Annotated in this window: 18 protein-coding genes and 1 riboswitch; of the genes, 15 read left to right on the forward strand and 3 right to left on the reverse strand. The window is 46.5% G+C overall.

Annotated features, from left to right (window positions below; all coding sequences use genetic code 11):
* Positions 1-4: 4 nt before the first annotated feature.
* From dppB to NYE56_RS06600, 8 genes are all read left to right on the forward strand, one after another.
* Entirely contained in the window at positions 5-931 is a 927-nt protein-coding gene (dppB, locus tag NYE56_RS06565) for a dipeptide ABC transporter permease DppB (protein ID WP_003245446.1), read from the forward strand.
* 5 nt (positions 932-936) lie between these two features.
* Entirely contained in the window at positions 937-1,899 is a 963-nt protein-coding gene (gene dppC, locus NYE56_RS06570; RefSeq protein WP_014476568.1) for a dipeptide ABC transporter permease DppC, read from the forward strand.
* A 4-nt stretch (positions 1,900-1,903) separates the two neighbouring features.
* Positions 1,904-2,911: a dipeptide ABC transporter ATP-binding subunit DppD gene (gene dppD / locus NYE56_RS06575; protein ID WP_335449188.1), complete on the forward strand. Its 1,008-nt coding sequence runs from the start codon at positions 1,904-1,906 to the stop codon at positions 2,909-2,911.
* Between the two features lie 2 nt (positions 2,912-2,913).
* A complete protein-coding gene (gene dppE, locus NYE56_RS06580) occupies positions 2,914-4,563 on the forward strand; it encodes a dipeptide ABC transporter substrate-binding protein DppE (RefSeq protein ID WP_341284386.1) in 1,650 nt (549 codons plus the stop codon).
* A gap of 87 nt (positions 4,564-4,650) precedes the next feature.
* Positions 4,651-5,610 (forward strand): S66 peptidase family protein, encoded by a 960-nt coding sequence (locus NYE56_RS06585; protein ID WP_341283637.1) that lies wholly within the window; start codon positions 4,651-4,653, stop codon positions 5,608-5,610.
* On the forward strand, positions 5,607-6,707 hold the full coding sequence (gene ykfB, locus NYE56_RS06590; protein ID WP_341283638.1) for an L-Ala-D/L-Glu epimerase: 1,101 nt from the start codon (positions 5,607-5,609) through the stop codon (positions 6,705-6,707). Before NYE56_RS06585 ends, ykfB begins: the two co-directional genes overlap by 4 nt.
* Positions 6,704-7,594: a gamma-D-glutamyl-L-lysine dipeptidyl-peptidase gene (gene eepC, locus NYE56_RS06595; protein WP_335449191.1), complete on the forward strand. Its 891-nt coding sequence runs from the start codon at positions 6,704-6,706 to the stop codon at positions 7,592-7,594. Before ykfB ends, eepC begins: the two co-directional genes overlap by 4 nt.
* A gap of 12 nt (positions 7,595-7,606) precedes the next feature.
* Positions 7,607-8,596, forward strand: coding sequence for an ABC transporter ATP-binding protein (locus tag NYE56_RS06600; protein ID WP_341283639.1), 990 nt, complete (start codon positions 7,607-7,609; stop codon positions 8,594-8,596).
* Positions 8,597-8,639: 43 nt separating this feature from the next.
* Here NYE56_RS06600 and pgl read toward each other — a convergent pair whose 3' ends face one another.
* Positions 8,640-9,689 carry a 6-phosphogluconolactonase gene (pgl, locus tag NYE56_RS06605; protein WP_268554755.1) on the reverse strand — a complete coding sequence of 350 codons (1,050 nt, stop codon included), beginning with the start codon at positions 9,687-9,689 and terminating at the stop codon, positions 8,640-8,642.
* 89 nt (positions 9,690-9,778) lie between these two features.
* A complete protein-coding gene (locus tag NYE56_RS06610; protein ID WP_032725552.1) occupies positions 9,779-10,639 on the reverse strand; it encodes a dimethylarginine dimethylaminohydrolase family protein in 861 nt (286 codons plus the stop codon).
* A gap of 159 nt (positions 10,640-10,798) precedes the next feature.
* Here NYE56_RS06610 and NYE56_RS06615 point away from each other — a divergent pair, with 159 nt between their 5' ends.
* Positions 10,799-11,317, forward strand: coding sequence for an acyl-CoA thioesterase (locus tag NYE56_RS06615; protein WP_003232595.1), 519 nt, complete (start codon positions 10,799-10,801; stop codon positions 11,315-11,317).
* A gap of 228 nt (positions 11,318-11,545) precedes the next feature.
* The gene (gene hmpA, locus NYE56_RS06620) at positions 11,546-12,757 is read left to right on the forward strand and encodes an NO-inducible flavohemoprotein (RefSeq protein ID WP_341284387.1); all 1,212 of its coding nucleotides are present in this window, start codon (positions 11,546-11,548) and stop codon (positions 12,755-12,757) included.
* Between the two features lie 77 nt (positions 12,758-12,834).
* On the opposite strand, the gene NYE56_RS06625 is transcribed toward hmpA, so the two are convergent.
* Positions 12,835-13,062, reverse strand: coding sequence for a hypothetical protein (locus NYE56_RS06625; RefSeq protein WP_335449192.1), 228 nt, complete (start codon positions 13,060-13,062; stop codon positions 12,835-12,837).
* A 148-nt stretch (positions 13,063-13,210) separates the two neighbouring features.
* Here NYE56_RS06625 and NYE56_RS06630 point away from each other — a divergent pair, with 148 nt between their 5' ends.
* The 5 genes from NYE56_RS06630 (at position 13,211) to ykkD (ending at position 15,946) form a co-directional block, all read left to right on the forward strand.
* Positions 13,211-13,942, forward strand: coding sequence for a DUF421 domain-containing protein (locus tag NYE56_RS06630; RefSeq protein WP_069704136.1), 732 nt, complete (start codon positions 13,211-13,213; stop codon positions 13,940-13,942).
* Between the two features lie 91 nt (positions 13,943-14,033).
* Positions 14,034-14,561 (forward strand): DinB family protein, encoded by a 528-nt coding sequence (locus NYE56_RS06635; protein WP_049139777.1) that lies wholly within the window; start codon positions 14,034-14,036, stop codon positions 14,559-14,561.
* Complete coding sequence (locus NYE56_RS06640) at positions 14,551-15,069, forward strand: GNAT family N-acetyltransferase (protein WP_341283640.1); 519 nt, start codon at positions 14,551-14,553, stop codon at positions 15,067-15,069. Before NYE56_RS06635 ends, NYE56_RS06640 begins: the two co-directional genes overlap by 11 nt.
* 32 nt (positions 15,070-15,101) lie before the next feature.
* A riboswitch (guanidine-I (ykkC/yxkD leader) is annotated at positions 15,102-15,213 on the forward strand.
* Between the two features lie 77 nt (positions 15,214-15,290).
* Positions 15,291-15,629, forward strand: a complete 339-nt coding sequence (ykkC, locus tag NYE56_RS06645; RefSeq protein WP_339202524.1) for a multidrug efflux SMR transporter subunit YkkC — start codon at positions 15,291-15,293, stop codon at positions 15,627-15,629.
* Positions 15,629-15,946: a multidrug efflux SMR transporter subunit YkkD gene (gene ykkD, locus NYE56_RS06650; RefSeq protein ID WP_015252242.1), complete on the forward strand. Its 318-nt coding sequence runs from the start codon at positions 15,629-15,631 to the stop codon at positions 15,944-15,946. Before ykkC ends, ykkD begins: the two co-directional genes overlap by 1 nt.
* Positions 15,947-15,991: the final 45 nt, after the last annotated feature.

Below are 15,991 nucleotides of genomic sequence, written 5' to 3' on the forward strand. Positions count from 1 at the left end.
GGCTTTGGCGCGATACATGATAAAGCGTTTTTGGGCAATGGCAGCTACGATTTTGGTGATTACCACCCTGACTTTTGTTCTCATGAAGGTCATTCCCGGATCTCCTTTTAACGAGGAGAGAGGCACAAATGAAGCCGTTCAAAAAAATCTCGAAGCCTACTATCACTTAGACGATCCTCTCATTTTCCAATACATTTTCTACTTAAAATCCATCATTACATTCGATTTCGGACCTTCAATTAAAAAACCGTCGGACAGTGTAAATGATATGCTGGAACGCGGATTTCCCGTTTCCTTTGAGCTTGGGATGACGGCGATTGTCATTGCTGTGATTTCTGGGCTGGTGCTCGGCGTAATCGCTGCACTCCGCCGCAATGGCTTTTTGGACTACGCCGCGATGAGTCTTGCAGTGCTCGGCATCTCCATCCCGAATTTTATTCTGGCAACATTGCTCATTCAGCAATTTGCTGTCAATCTCAAACTATTTCCTGCTGCTACATGGACGAGCCCGATTCATATGGTGCTTCCGACCGCAGCGCTTGCTGTAGGGCCAATGGCGATCATTGCCAGGCTGACACGGTCGAGCATGGTCGAAGTTCTGACACAGGATTATATCCGCACAGCAAAAGCAAAAGGGCTTTCTCCGTTCAAAATTATCGTAAAACACGCACTCAGAAATGCACTCATGCCCGTCATTACCGTCCTGGGCACACTCGTCGCCAGCATCTTAACAGGAAGCTTTGTCATAGAAAAAATCTTTGCCATTCCGGGAATGGGAAAATATTTTGTTGAAAGCATTAATCAGCGGGACTATCCCGTGATTATGGGAACGACCGTTTTTTACAGCGTCATTCTGATTATCATGCTGTTTTTGGTCGATTTGGCCTACGGTCTCTTAGACCCGCGCATTAAACTGCATAAGAAAGGGTGAAGCGTGTGAATCTCCCTGTACAAACGGATGAACGCCAGCCAGAACAGCACAATCAAGTGCCTGATGAGTGGTTTGTCTCGAATCAGGAAAAAAATCGGGAAGCCGATTCGGTCAAGCGGCCGAGTTTATCATACACGCAGGATGCCTGGAGGAGGCTGAAAAAAAATAAATTAGCGATGGCCGGACTCTTTATTCTTTTATTTCTTTTTGTCATGGCAGTTATCGGGCCCTTTTTATCGCCCCATAGTGTCGTACGCCAATCGCTGACAGAACAAAATCTTCCGCCCTCAGCCGATCATTGGTTCGGCACCGATGAACTCGGCCGGGATGTGTTTACCCGAACATGGTATGGCGCGAGAATCTCGTTGTTTGTCGGCGTGATGGCAGCACTGATTGATTTTTTGATCGGTGTCATTTACGGAGGCGTTGCCGGCTATAAAGGCGGCAGGATTGACAGCATTATGATGCGGATTATCGAAGTGCTCTACGGACTGCCGTACCTGCTTGTTGTCATTTTGCTGATGGTGCTCATGGGACCGGGACTGGGCACGATTATTGTGGCGCTGACTGTGACCGGGTGGGTCGGCATGGCGAGAATTGTAAGAGGCCAGGTACTTCAGATTAAAAATTATGAATATGTACTCGCCTCGAAAACCTTTGGCGCGAAAACCTTTCGGATCATCCGGAAGAATTTGCTGCCGAATACTATGGGAGCGATCATCGTACAAATGACATTAACCGTACCTGCCGCTATATTCGCAGAATCATTTTTAAGCTTTCTCGGCCTCGGCATACAGGCTCCGTTTGCAAGTTGGGGCGTGATGGCGAATGACGGCCTGCCTACGATTTTATCTGGGCATTGGTGGCGCCTGTTTTTTCCGGCCTTTTTCATATCTCTGACGATGTACGCGTTTAATGTGCTGGGGGACGGATTGCAGGATGCGCTTGACCCTAAGCTGAGGAGGTAGCTGTATGGAAAAAGTTCTGTCAGTCAAAAATCTGCACGTGTCTTTTACGACTTACGGCGGGACGGTTCAGGCGGTCAGAGGGGTGAGCTTTGATTTGTATAAAGGAGAAACCTTTGCGATCGTCGGCGAATCTGGCTGCGGCAAAAGCGTTACCTCCCAAAGCATCATGGGCCTGCTTCCGCCTTATTCGGCGAAGGTGACAGACGGCAGCATTCTATTTAAAAACAAAGACCTTTGCCGTCTCTCTGACAAAGAAATGAGAGGTATAAGGGGAGCCGACATTTCTATGATTTTTCAAGACCCGATGACGGCGTTAAACCCTACGCTGACTGTCGGCGACCAGCTGGGGGAAGCGCTATTGCGCCACAAAAAAATGAGCAAAAAAGCGGCACGGAAAGAGGTGCTTTCCATGCTGTCATTGGTTGGTATTCCAGATCCCGAAGAGCGCCTAAAGCAATATCCCCACCAATTCAGCGGCGGCATGAGACAGCGGATTGTCATTGCGATGGCGCTGATTTGCGAGCCTGACATCTTAATTGCGGATGAACCGACCACCGCCCTGGATGTAACCATTCAGGCACAGATTTTAGAGCTGTTTAAAGAGATTCAGAGAAAAACGAATGTGTCTGTCATCCTGATTACACATGATTTAGGGGTCGTTGCCCAGGTAGCTGACAGAGTCGCAGTCATGTATGCCGGGAAAATGGCGGAAATCGGCACGAGAAAAGATATTTTTTATCAGCCGCAGCACCCTTATACAAAAGGACTGCTGGGTTCTGTCCCGCGGCTGGATTTAGATGGCGCTGAGCTGACCCCGATCGACGGAACGCCGCCGGATTTATTTTCGCCTCCGCCGGGCTGCCCGTTTGCCGCCCGCTGTCCGAACAGGATGGTTGTGTGTGACAGGGTGTACCCGGGCCAGACGATCAGATCTGACTCGCACACCGTCAACTGCTGGCTGCAGGATCAACGAGCAGAGCATGCGGTGCTGTCAGGAGATGCGAAGGATTGAACATGAAAAGGGGGAAGAGGATGAAACGAGTGAAAAAGCTATGGGGCATGGGTCTTGCATTAGGACTTTCGTTTGCGCTGATGGGGTGCACAGCAAATGAACAGGCCGGAAAAGAAGGCAGTCATGATAAGGCAAAAACCAGTGGAGAAAAGGTGCTGTATGTAAATAATGAAAATGAACCGACTTCATTCGATCCGCCGATCGGCTTTAATAATGTGTCATGGCAGCCGTTAAATAACATCATGGAGGGGCTGACGCGTCTTGGCAAAGATCATGAGCCCGAGCCGGCAATGGCGGAGAAGTGGTCTGTTTCGAAAGATAATAAAACCTACACATTTACGATTCGGGAAAATGCGAAATGGACAAACGGAGATCCTGTAACAGCCGGAGACTTCGAATACGCGTGGAAGCGGATGCTTGATCCGAAAAAAGGCGCTTCATCGGCATTCCTAGGTTATTTTATTGAAGGCGGCGAAGCATATAACAGCGGGAAAGGGAAAAAAGACGATGTGAAGGTGACGGCAAAGGATGATCGAACCCTTGAAGTTACACTGGAAGCACCGCAAAAATATTTTCTGAGCGTTGTGTCCAATCCTGCGTATTTTCCGGTAAATGAAAAGGTCGATAAAGACAATCCAAAGTGGTTTGCTGAGGCGGATACATTTGTCGGAAACGGCCCGTTTAAGCTGACGGAATGGAAGCATGATGACAGCATCACTATGGAGAAAAGCGACACGTATTGGGATAAAGATACCGTGAAGCTTGATAAGGTGAAATGGGCGATGGTCAGTGACAGAAATACAGATTATCAGATGTTTCAATCAGGGGAACTTGATACCGCTTATGTCCCTGCAGAGTTAAGCGACCAGCTGATGGATCAGGATAACGTCAATATTGTTGACCAGGCGGGTCTCTATTTCTATCGATTTAATGTCAACATGGAGCCGTTTCAAAATGAAAACATCAGAAAAGCCTTTGCGATGGCTGTGGATCAAGAGGAAATTGTAAAGTACGTCACGAAAAATAATGAAAAAGCGGCGCGCGCCTTTGTATCGCCTGGGTTTACGCAGCCTGACGGCAAAGATTTCCGTGAAGCAGGCGGAGACCTGATCAAGCCTAACGAAAGCAAAGCGAAGCAGCTGCTCGAAAAAGGCATGAAGGAAGAAAACTATAATAAGCTTCCTCCGATCACGCTTACTTACAGCACAAAGCCGGAGCATAAAAAGATTGCCGAAGCTATTCAGCAAAAATTGAAAAATAGCCTTGGAGTCGATGTGAAGCTGGCCAATATGGAATGGAACGTATTTTTAGAGGATCAAAAAGCGCTGAAATTCCAATTCTCTCAAAGCTCATTTTTGCCTGATTATGCGGACCCTATCAGTTTTCTGGAAGCCTTCCAAACGGGAAATTCGATGAACCGCACAGGCTGGGCCAATAAAGAATACGATCAACTGATCAAACAGGCGAAAAATGAAGCCGATGAAAAAACAAGGTTCTCTCTTATGCATCAAGCTGAAGAGCTGCTCATCAATGAAGCGCCGATCATTCCGGTTTATTTTTATAATCAAGTTCACCTGCAAAATGAACAAGTAAAGGGAATTGTCCGTCACCCTGTCGGCTATATCGATTTAAAATGGGCAGATAAAAACTGATGGCGGTGATTGAGGAAATACTGCTTCTTTATGCGAAGGAGCGGTATTTTTTCTCTTTCTTGCACGTATACGTAGGGTGCAGAGCAAATGAAAGGAGTGTTTTCGTTGAATTACAAGCCGAAAGCGCTGAAAAAGGGTGATACAGTCGGAGTGATCGCGCCCGCAAGTCCGCCGGATCAAAAAAAGCTTGACACCGCGCTTTTATTTTTAGAAGAGCTCGGTCTTCAGGTGAAGTTGGGCAAGGCGCTGAAAAACCAGCACGGCTATTTAGCGGGACAGGATGATGAGCGGCTGGCGGATCTCCATGAGATGTTCAGAGACGAGGAGGTAAAAGCAGTGCTGTGCGCATGCGGTGGTTTTGGGACAGGACGTATCGCCGGGGGCATTGATTTCAGCTTGATCCGCAAACACCCTAAAATCTTTTGGGGATACAGCGATATTACGTTTTTACATACTGCCATTCATCAAAACACAGGTCTTGTCACCTTCCATGGCCCGATGCTCAGCTCGGATATTGGACTTGACGACGTTCACCCGCTGACAAAAGCGTCATATAAGCAGCTCTTTCAGGAGACGGAATTCACCTATACAGAAGAGCTTTCTCCGCTGACCGCGCTTGTTCCTGGAAAAGCGGAAGGCGAGCTTGTCGGGGGAAATCTGTCTTTGCTGACGTCTACACTGGGCACGCCATTTGAAATTGATACGAGAGGAAAGCTTCTGTTTATTGAAGATATTGACGAGGAGCCTTATCAAATCGACCGAATGCTGAATCAGCTGAAAATGGCGGGGAAGCTGACGGATGCGGCGGGAATTCTAGTTTGTGATTTTCACAATTGTGTCCCGGTGAAGCGAGAGAAGTCTCTCTCACTTGAGCAGGTGCTGGAAGACTATATTATTACTGCGGGCAGGCCTGCTCTGAGAGGATTAAAAATCGGCCACTGCTCGCCAAGTATTGCCGTTCCGATCGGTGCGAAAGCTGCTATGAATACAGCAGAAAAAACAGTCGTCATCGAGGCGGGCGTTTCAGAAGGGGCGCTGAAGACATGAAAATCATTCGAATCGAAACAAGCCGAATCGCTGTCCCGCTGACAAAGCCGTTTAAAACCGCGCTTCGCACTGTGTATACGGCTGAATCAGTCATAGTAAGGATTACTTATGACAGCGGTGCAGTCGGATGGGGAGAAGCACCCCCGACGTTAGTGATTACAGGAGACAGCATGGATAGCATTGAAAGTGCCATTCACCATGTGTTGAAACCGGCTTTGCTTGGAAAAAGCCTGTCCGGCTGTGAGGCCATTCTGCACGACATCCAGCATCTTCTTACAGGAAATATGAGCGCGAAGGCTGCTGTAGAGATGGCGCTATACGACGGCTGGGCGCAGATGTGCGGGCTGCCGCTTTATCAAATGCTTGGCGGATACCGAGATACGCTGGAAACAGATTATACCGTCAGTGTCAACTCACCTGAAGAGATGGCAGCTGATGCCGAGAATTATCTCAAACAAGGCTTCCAAACGCTGAAAATAAAGGTCGGAAAAGATGATATTGCAACAGATATCGCCCGTATCCAGGAAATCAGAAAACGTGTCGGATCAGCTGTGAAACTGCGTTTAGACGCTAATCAGGGGTGGACGCCGAAGGAAGCGGTAACTGCCATTCGGAAAATGGAGGATGCGGGTCTAGGCATTGAGCTTGTCGAGCAGCCTGTCCATAAAGATGATCTCGCTGGGCTTAAAAAGGTGACAGATGCAACAGATACGCCGATTATGGCTGATGAAAGTGTTTTTACACCGCGCCAGGCGTTCGAAGTTCTGCAAACCCGGAGCGCAGACTTGATCAATATTAAATTGATGAAAGCAGGCGGCATCAGCGGAGCAGAGAAAATTAATGCCATGGCGGAGGCCTGCGGGGTGGAGTGTATGGTCGGCAGCATGATCGAAACGAAGCTGGGCATTACGGCCGCGGCGCATTTTGCGGCAAGCAAGAGAAACATCACACGCTTTGATTTTGACGCGCCGCTGATGCTGAAAACAGATGTATTCAAAGGCGGCATAACATATAGCGGCAGCACGATTTCGATGCCTGGCAAACCGGGCCTCGGAATCACCGGGACTGCGCATTTGAAAGGGGAAAAAGAGCAATGATGCACACTGTCATATCAGCAGTGGCCAACATCTGGACAGCGCCTGATTCACCGCGCCCGTCTGATCAATTCATGCTTCAACCGACTGTAATGATCAGAGACTGGCTGGAGCGAATGACGTATGATGAACGGCTTGGATTATGTACAGACAATGTAATCCAAACTCAGGTTCTCTTTGGCGAAAAGGTACTTGTGACGGCAGAACAGGGGGAATGGGTTTCAGTGATCGCGCCTAGCCAGCCATCCCGAAAGGATCCGCGCGGATACCCGGGCTGGATGAAAAAGAAACAGCTGGAAAAAACAAAGCCCATCCATACACAACACGATGTGATGATCAGCAAACCTGCTGCCTTTTTGTACAGAAGCAATGGGGAAAAGGAGATCGAATTAAGCTTTTTGACGGTTCTCCCCTTCATTGCAAAAGAAAACGGATATTTTAAGGTTTCGACTGTTTTGGGAGAAAGGTTTGTGAAGCAAAGTGATGCAGTGCCTGTCAGCAAACAGAAAGGGACTGCTGAAGACATCATTCAAACGGGTGCGTTTTTCCTTGGCCTTCCCTACCTATGGGGAGGGATCAGCGGGTTTGGGTTTGATTGCTCCGGATTTATGTACAGTATATTTAAGGCGAATGGATACAGCATCCCCCGTGATGCGGGAGATCAGGCTAAGGCAGGGAAGGGTGTCCCGCTTGATGATATGAAAGCCGGTGACCTGCTGTTTTTTGCTTATGAGGAAGGAAAAGGAGCGATTCATCACGTCGGTCTGTATGTAGGCGGAGGGAAAATGCTTCATTCTCCAAAGACAGGGAAGTCAATCGAAATCCTCACATTAAAAGAGACAATCTATGAAAAAGAATTATGTGCGGCGCGCCGCTGTTTTTCAGAATAAGGAGGGAGACAAATGAGGCGACTGCCTTTGTTAGAGGTCAGCCAGCTGAAAATGCATTTTGACGCAGGGAAAAAGCGGACAGTCAAAGCCGTCGACGGGGTCACCTTTCAGATTCGTGAAGGAGAAACGTTCGGGCTAGTCGGGGAATCAGGGTGCGGGAAATCAACCTTGGGGAGAGTGCTGATGCGCCTTTATCAGCCGACAGAAGGAAGCGTGACATACCGCGGCACAAATCTTCATGCACTGAGTGAAAAAGAGCAGTTTGCCTTCAACCGCAAACTGCAGATGATTTTTCAGGACCCTTATGCTTCACTTAATCCGCGCATGACCGTTCGAGAAATTATTTTGGAGCCAATGGAGATTCATAACCTCTACAACACCCATAAAGCACGGCTTCTCGTCGTGGACGAGCTGCTTGAGGCAGTTGGGCTTCACCCCGATTTTGGCAGCCGTTATCCGCATGAATTCAGCGGCGGACAAAGGCAGAGAATCGGGATTGCGAGAGCACTGTCGCTGAATCCTGAATTTATCGTGGCGGACGAACCGATTTCTGCTCTTGATGTCTCGGTTCAAGCGCAGGTGGTCAACCTGCTGAAGCGGCTTCAAAAAGAGAAAGGGCTAACGTTTTTATTCATTGCCCATGATCTTTCGATGGTGAAGCATATCAGTGACAGGATCGGTGTTATGTACTTAGGGCACATGATGGAAATTACAGAGAGCGGCACCTTGTATCGTGAACCGCTTCATCCCTATACAAAGGCGCTTTTGTCCTCGATTCCGATTCTAGATCCTGAATTGGAGGACAAGCGTGAGCGTATTCTCTTAAAAGGAGAGCTGCCGAGCCCGGTCAATCCGCCAAGCGGCTGCGTGTTTCGTACCCGCTGTCCGGAGGCGATGCCTGAATGTGGAGAATCTCGTCCCCAGCTTCAAGAAATCGAACCCGGCCGTTTTGTCGCTTGCCATTTGTATCGAAATGCTGAAACGAAGGAAAAAGTGAGATAAATAAAAAGAGTGGCTCCTTTTTACTAGAGCCACTCCATTTGTTTTATACTTGATGTAAAAACTTTACACAAACCGGGTAAGGGACAGAAACCGTTGATGGGAGGAGTGTCAATCGGCCGGTTTCTTTGTCTCTTTCAAACAAGACAAGGTTGCCTGTTTCTTCATTTGAAGCAACGAGGAACCCTTCCGTTGGGTCAAGAACAAAGTCACGAGGCCAGTTTCCTTCTGTCGACACTCTTTCTACGAAAGCCAGCTCTCCTGAATATTGATTCACTTCAAATACGGCGATACTGTCATGGCCGCGGTTTGCGACATAAACAAAACGTCCGTCCTGCGTGACATGAATTGCGCTTCCCTGGCTGTTATCTGTAAAATCATCAGGGATGGCAGAAACGACTTGGATTTCTCTAAATTCGCCGGCTGTCGGGTTGTATTCAAGCGCAATCACTTCATTGCTTAATTCTGTCATGACATAAGCGTATTTTTCTTTCGGATGAAAAGCGATATGGCGAGGTCCTGCACCGGGAGCGAAGGAATGGCTTCCGGATTCAGTCAATACGCCGTCTTTCAGCTTATAGGTGTACAGCTTATCTATACCTAAATCAACCGCTACCACATAATTGTGTTCAGGTGTGAACCCCGCGTAGTGTGTATGCGGTTTTTCTTGTCTTTCGTGCGGCCCTTTTCCTGTGTGAGCGGCCTCTGAAACAGGTGATTGCAAGCTGCCGTCTTCCTGAACCGGAAAAACGTGTACCTTCCCGCTGTGATAATTGGAAGTCAGGACGAAATGATTTTGATCATCAATGCTTACGTGGCATGGCGAAGGGCCATCAATTAACTGATGATTCAGAAATGTCAATTCGCCGCTGTTTTTATCGATTTGATAGGCAGCAACTCCGCCTTGGCCGTCTGCTTTTTCGATGGAATAAAGGATGGTGTTGTTTTTATTCGGCGCCACATATGTCGGGTTGCCCAGCTTAGCGGCCAGCTTTGGCTCGCTGAGTGCTTTTTTCTCAGTATCAAGCTCAAATGAATAAATTCCTTCGCTTCCGCCTTTTGTATACGTCCCGACATATCCTATGTATTTTGTCATGCGATTTCCCCCTTAAAAATGATGTCACCTCTATATTAACGTATCTTGATAAAATAAGCTGTTCAAAACATGAAAAAGGGGAAGATTCTTCATTCGCCTCGAATCAGCGGCATTGTGCAGCACCTGAAGGAGCCGCCTGATTTAATAATTTCTGACAGGTCAATTTCGATAATGTGATAGCCTCTTTTCGATAGCTGTTGATTGACATGGCGGTTGCCAGGGAGACTGATGATCGTTTTTTTTCCGATTGAAAGGACGTTGGTGCCAAGCGTAAATTGTTCGTCCTCGGGCACCTCAATAAGATCATAACGTTTTGCCAGCATATCGGCTGCATCTGGCTCAATGGCCTGTGGATAAATTAACGCTTCGCTTTCAGATACAATGTTAAATACGCAGTCCAAATGCAAAAATTTTTCATGAAGCTTCACTGGAACGATCGTATATTCAGGAAGTGCCTCTTCCAGCTGGCCGATAGCTGAAATGTCGGTGCGCTGGCTGATTCCGACATAGACAATGTCATCATCGATAATGACGTCTCCGCCTTCAATACTCGTATCAAGCATGCGGGTGTAAGAGATACCTTGGCTGTGAAAAAAATCTTTTATAACGGCTTCTTCTCCTTGGCGAATCGGTTCAGTCATGCTTGACAGAAAGGCTTTTTCTCCGATGACAAATCCTATGTCCCTAGTAAAAACCTGCTCTGGTAGTCCGTCGCGAACGGGTAAAAGGATGACCTCAACGTTGTGTGACCTAAGTGCCTCCACTAAGCGGCTGTGCTGGTCGTTGGCGGTTTTTACATGAATATTGTCATCTTCAAAATGTTTTTGTGTTTCGTTTATAACATCTTTTATGGTCATGTGCTCAGGTTTGCATAAGATCACTTTCTGAAGTGTGCCGTATTCCGTTCGGCATACCGTTTTGTGCTGAGATTTCGGGATGGATACGTCCATTTGTTTTTCCTCCTAAAGTGTGAAGAATACATTTATTATTCCCTCATCATGAAAATCATTAAACCATTTTAAATTTTAGACAAATGGAAGAGAATATTGTTTAATAGGAGAATATAAGTGCATTTAGCTAAAAGATCAGACATCAAAGGGGAGAAAGGTATGGAAACACCGGAAACAAGATTTTGTAAAGAGTCAAAGGTTGTGAAAACCAGCAGGGTGTTCCCGCTTGACACGAACAACCATAATACGCTGTTTGGCGGAAAATTAATGAGCTACATAGACGACATTGCCTCTATTTCCGCGGCGCGCCATTGCAGACGTGAAACGGTAACAGCTTCAATGGATTCTGTAGATTTTTTAAAGCCGATCGGGCAAAAGGATTCTGTCTGCCTAGAGTCATATGTGACATGGGTCGGCACATCTTCCATGGAAGTATTTGTGAAAGTCATTAAGGAGCATTTGATGACTGGCGAACGGGAACTCGCTGCCACATCATTTTTGACATTTGTCGCATTAGATTCAAATGGCAAGCCGGTGCCTGTACCGAGGGTTGTACCGGAAACAGAAGAAGAAATCATGCTTCATAATACAGCAGTACAGCGCGCTAATGAACGAAAGAACCGCAAGAAACACAGCCAGGCGCTTGCAAATGCGCTCGGAACTGATAAGCCTTGGTGAACATTAAACCCAAAACATAAGTTGTTTTGGGTTTTTTTTTGTACTTTTCAATGGTGATTATTACAATGGTTAGTCCGTTTTTGCTAGGGGATTCTATAAAAAAGCAACAAATGTCATGTTAAATTGATAATTTTGTGACAATTTTATTAAAGATTCATTTTAGATATATCTTTTATTCGTAAGATCATGTATTTTAAAGATATATTTTAAATACATCTTTTCGAAAGGATTGTTTATACAATGTTAGATAACAAAACAATCGAAATTATTAAAAGCACTGTACCCGTATTGAAACAGCATGGAGAAACAATCACTGGCCGTTTTTACGATCGGATGTTTCAAGACCATCCAGAGCTTTTGAACATTTTTAATCAAACAAACCAAAAGAAAAAAACACAGCGAACTGCACTGGCAAATGCCGTTATTGCCGCTGCGGCAAACATTGACCAATTAGGAAACATCATTCCGGTTGTCAAACAAATCGGCCACAAGCACCGCAGTATCGGAATTAAGCCTGAGCACTACCCAATCGTCGGTAAATATTTGCTGATTGCCATTAAAGATGTATTGGGAGACGCTGCAACCCCTGACATTATGCAGGCATGGGAAAAAGCGTACGGAGTCATTGCTGAAGCGTTCATCGGAATTGAAAAAGACATGTATGAAAAGGCTGAAGAGCAAGCCGGCGGCTGGAAGGAGTATAAGCCATTCGTTATCGCAAAAAAAGAGCGGGAAAGCAAAGAAATTACATCCTTCTATTTGAAACCGGAAGACGGCAAGCCGTTACCTGAATTCCAAGCAGGGCAATATATCAGCATCAAAGTGCGGATTCCTGATTCTGAATATACGCATATCCGCCAGTACAGCCTGTCTGATATGCCGGGAAAAGACTATTATCGAATTTCAGTGAAGAAAGATGGTGTCGTGTCTTCCTACTTACACGATGGGCTGCAAGAGGGAGATTCAATAGAGATCAGCGCACCGGCAGGGGACTTTGTTTTAGATCATGCATCACAAAAAGATCTTGTTTTGATCAGTGCCGGAGTTGGCATTACACCAATGATCAGCATGCTGAAAACATCTGTTTCCAAACAGCCTGAACGGCAAATTCTGTTCATTCATGCGGCGAAAAACAGTGAATATCATGCATTGCGCCATGAGGTAGAAGAAGCAGCAAAACATTCTGCTGTTAAAACAGCATTTGTGTATCGCGAGCCGACAGAGGAAGACCGTTCAGGTGATCTGCATTTTCATGAAGGACAGATTGATCAGCAATTCCTCAAAGAACTGATTGCCAACACAGATGCGGATTACTACATTTGCGGTTCACCGTCGTTTATTACGGCAATGCATAAGCTTGTATCAGAGCTCGGATCAGCGCCGGAGTCAATCCATTACGAGCTATTCGGCCCGCAATTAAGTTTGGCGCAGTCCGTTTGAACACATACATGAAACTCTTCTCCTTTTTAGAGAAGAGTTTTTTATTGAGATATAAGAAGGTAGACAAGCGCCGGTTTCTACATCCGGACAATCACTGACCCGCCGCCGCCATTTGTGCATACACGGTTTTGCTGTTCTTGCATTGTTCTCAGCAATTCATTGTTTACCTCAATCGCTCTAATTAGTTGCTCCATCCTTAGCTCCAAACCGGCCAGCCTGTCGATTGTTTGCTGCTGGTAGCCCGCGGGTTGGGGAGCCGATGGCAGATCAAAGGGCCAAAGGGTATTCGACTTCTGATTTTTCATATTGCGTATTGCGCCTCCAATCGGTGTCACTTTCTATTATGTTATGTTCAGGCGATGTGCACGTTCGCCTATTTAGACACTGATGCATAGAGGGCCTGCCACGGGGCACAATAGGCTCAATATGACCAGCGGATGGAGGTAAAGATTGGTGTTATGGATGGTATGGGTATTTTTACTGAAGCCAGTTATCGTATTTTCGATTGCATATATTTTATTTCGGCTTGCCGGTAAAAAAGCTGTGTCACAAATGAACAATTTTGATCTGCTTTTGACCTTCGCAATCGGAACCATTATCAGTGAGCCGATCCTTACATCCAAGCTGCCGATGTCAATTTATTATGCGGGTGCTTTTTTGGTGCTTTATCTTATCATGAGCAAGCTCTCTTTATCTAATAAATGGAGATGGCTCCTGGTCGTGAGCCCGACTGTCCTAATCCGAAACGGGGATATTGATGAACGCGGCCTTCGTAAAGAAAGGCTGACTGTTAATGAGCTGCTCGGAAAGCTGAGGGAAAAGGGCTATGCCGACCCGGCTGACATTGATCTTGCTATCATTGAAGAAACGGGAGAAGTAAGCGTCATCCCGAAAGAGGAAGCGAGAGCGGTGCAGGTGCGGGATTTGAATATGGAAGCTGAACGAAATTTTATCCCGATTCCGCTCATACTGGATGGCGAAATCCTTGATCATAATTTGAAATATCTCCAAAAAAACCGATCCTGGCTGTTTGAGAAGCTTGAGGAAAAAGGGTACAGCCCCAAACTGCTGTCTTCGATTACCCTTGGCACGATGAATGCACGCGGTGATATATCCCTTGATTTAAATACCGCTAATGATCCGCAGCATGATCCTTACTTATATAAACCGGGAAATAACAATTAAGATGGCTCTCTCTTGTAATGAGAGCTTTTTTCTTTTTTAAAGGGAATTTTTGTTTGGTGTCAAATGTACCTAGTTAGGAGGGGAACTGAACATGAAGGACTTATCCATAAGAAACGACATGGCGCCAACGGTCAGTTTGCTGTATTCCGCAGTGGAAGAAAACAGTCTCCGTCTGGCTTCCATCGTAAGCCATATGACACACAGTGAACTTTACTATAAGGGGCGCTGCCAAACAAAAAACAGCACGGCTCAGCTTTTGCACCATATCACAAATGTTGATATCAGATGGGTCTGGCGTATCAAGGAAAATCGGATACCGGACCATATTGAACAGGCATACGGCCCGATGACAGATGAAAGCGGACGGCTGCCTGAACCGGTGAATCAGCCAGACTTAGATGAACTCCTGAAAAGACATCAGCATGTAGTAGAGGAGTTGAAATCGGTATGCTTCACTTTAACTGAAAATGCTTTGAACCAGCCGCTTTCCTTCGAAGGTGACACCGCGACGATACGATGGGGAATTTGGCATATGGCAGATCATAACCGCTATCATCAGGCACATATTGAAGCTCTCAAAAAAGAATGGAAGCAGGATGTGGCGAAGTATGAACGCTAAAACGAAGCTTGTGACTGATCGAATTCGTTTGCGCTGTATGGAAGATCGGGATCAAGCCACTTTGTTTGGGCTGCTTTTTAATGATCCTGACGTCATGACATATTATTCCGGTTTAAAAGATAAGAGGAAAACCCGCGAGTGGGTCAATTGGAACCAACGAAATGAAAAAGGGTACGGCGTTAGTCTGTGGATCGCCGAAGATAAGCGGACAGGGGAGTTTTTGGGGCAATGCGGCATCGTTCCCCAGCAGATTGAAAATCAAACCGTAATGGAAATTGGCTATATGTTTGCCCGCCGCCACTGGGGGAACGGCTATGCGCAAGAAGCGGCTCGGGCCTGTCTGGACTATGGCTTTAACGAGCGGCAGTTCGGCAAAATGACGGCTTTGATTGATCCGGGTAACAAAGCGTCCATACGGGTAGCGGAGAAAATCGGCATGCATTACAGCAAAACGATCAGAAAATGGAATAAACCGATCGCGGTATATGAAAGAAAATCTTACAATTGAAAGATAGAGCTGAGTTTAGTATCATGATATCATGTAAAGTTTTCTAGGGTTCCGCATGTCAATTGACATGGACTGGTCCGAGAGAAAACACATACGCGTAAATAGAAGCGCGTATGCACACGGAGGGAAAAAAGCCCGGGAGAGTCAATCTCATGTGAGACGACTGTCCGGGGTTTTTTTGTTTTCGGAGAATCCTAATAGATAGAAAGGAATGACTCAAAATGAAATGGGGATTGGTCGTGCTTGCCGCTGTTTTCGAGGTTGTTTGGGTGATAGGCTTAAAGCACGCTGACTCAGTCTTAACATGGAGCGGCACTGCCATCGGCATCATATTCAGCTTTTACCTTCTAATGAAGGCGACTCACAGTCTGCCTGTTGGTACCGTGTATGCCGTCTTTACCGGGCTCGGCACAGCGGGAACAGTACTTAGTGAAATCGTTCTTTTTCATGAACCGGTTGGATGGCCGAAGCTATTGTTAATTGGCGTGCTCTTAATCGGTGTAATCGGGTTGAAGCTTGTGACACAGGATGAGACAGAGGAAAAAGGAGGCGAGGCATAATGCTGCACTGGATCAGTTTATTGTGCGCGGGCTGTTTAGAAATGGCCGGCGTGGCCCTTATGAATCAATATGCGAAAGAAAAAAGCGTGAAATGGGTGCTGTTGATCATTGTTGGTTTTGCCGCTTCATTTTCCTTGCTGTCGTACGCAATGGAAACCATTCCGATGGGAACGGCTTACGCGGTCTGGACAGGAATTGGCACCGCCGGCGGGGCGCTTATCGGCATCCTCTTTTACAAGGAGCAGAAAGACGCCAAACGGATCTTCTTTATCGCGTTGATTTTATGCTCAGCAGTTGGTTTAAAAATTCTGTCATAAATTGATTTTTATCAAATCTTCAGTATAATGGATAAATAGTTTAGA

The organism is Bacillus sp. FSL R5-0603, assembly GCF_038050295.1.
GTDB classification, from domain to species: Bacteria; Bacillota; Bacilli; order Bacillales; family Bacillaceae; genus Bacillus; species Bacillus subtilis.

Excerpts from the sequence above, each read along its gene's own strand:
- NYE56_RS06640 (WP_341283640.1), top strand. The coding sequence starts at position 14,551 with ATGAACGCTAAAACGAAGCTTGTGACTGATCGAATTCGTTTGCGCTGT.
- ykkD (WP_015252242.1), top strand. The coding sequence starts at position 15,629 with ATGCTGCACTGGATCAGTTTATTGTGCGCGGGCTGTTTAGAAATGGCC.
- ykfB (WP_341283638.1), top strand. The coding sequence starts at position 5,607 with ATGAAAATCATTCGAATCGAAACAAGCCGAATCGCTGTCCCGCTGACA.
- NYE56_RS06625 (WP_335449192.1), bottom strand. The coding sequence starts at position 13,062 with ATGAAAAATCAGAAGTCGAATACCCTTTGGCCCTTTGATCTGCCATCG.
- dppE (WP_341284386.1), top strand. The coding sequence starts at position 2,914 with ATGAAAAGGGGGAAGAGGATGAAACGAGTGAAAAAGCTATGGGGCATG.
- NYE56_RS06585 (WP_341283637.1), top strand. The coding sequence starts at position 4,651 with ATGAAAGGAGTGTTTTCGTTGAATTACAAGCCGAAAGCGCTGAAAAAG.
- pgl (WP_268554755.1), bottom strand. The coding sequence starts at position 9,689 with ATGACAAAATACATAGGATATGTCGGGACGTATACAAAAGGCGGAAGC.
- NYE56_RS06600 (WP_341283639.1), top strand. The coding sequence starts at position 7,607 with ATGAGGCGACTGCCTTTGTTAGAGGTCAGCCAGCTGAAAATGCATTTT.
- eepC (WP_335449191.1), top strand. The coding sequence starts at position 6,704 with ATGATGCACACTGTCATATCAGCAGTGGCCAACATCTGGACAGCGCCT.
- NYE56_RS06635 (WP_049139777.1), top strand. The coding sequence starts at position 14,034 with ATGAAGGACTTATCCATAAGAAACGACATGGCGCCAACGGTCAGTTTG.
- dppD (WP_335449188.1), top strand. The coding sequence starts at position 1,904 with ATGGAAAAAGTTCTGTCAGTCAAAAATCTGCACGTGTCTTTTACGACT.
- NYE56_RS06610 (WP_032725552.1), bottom strand. The coding sequence starts at position 10,639 with ATGGACGTATCCATCCCGAAATCTCAGCACAAAACGGTATGCCGAACG.
- ykkC (WP_339202524.1), top strand. The coding sequence starts at position 15,291 with ATGAAATGGGGATTGGTCGTGCTTGCCGCTGTTTTCGAGGTTGTTTGG.
- NYE56_RS06615 (WP_003232595.1), top strand. The coding sequence starts at position 10,799 with ATGGAAACACCGGAAACAAGATTTTGTAAAGAGTCAAAGGTTGTGAAA.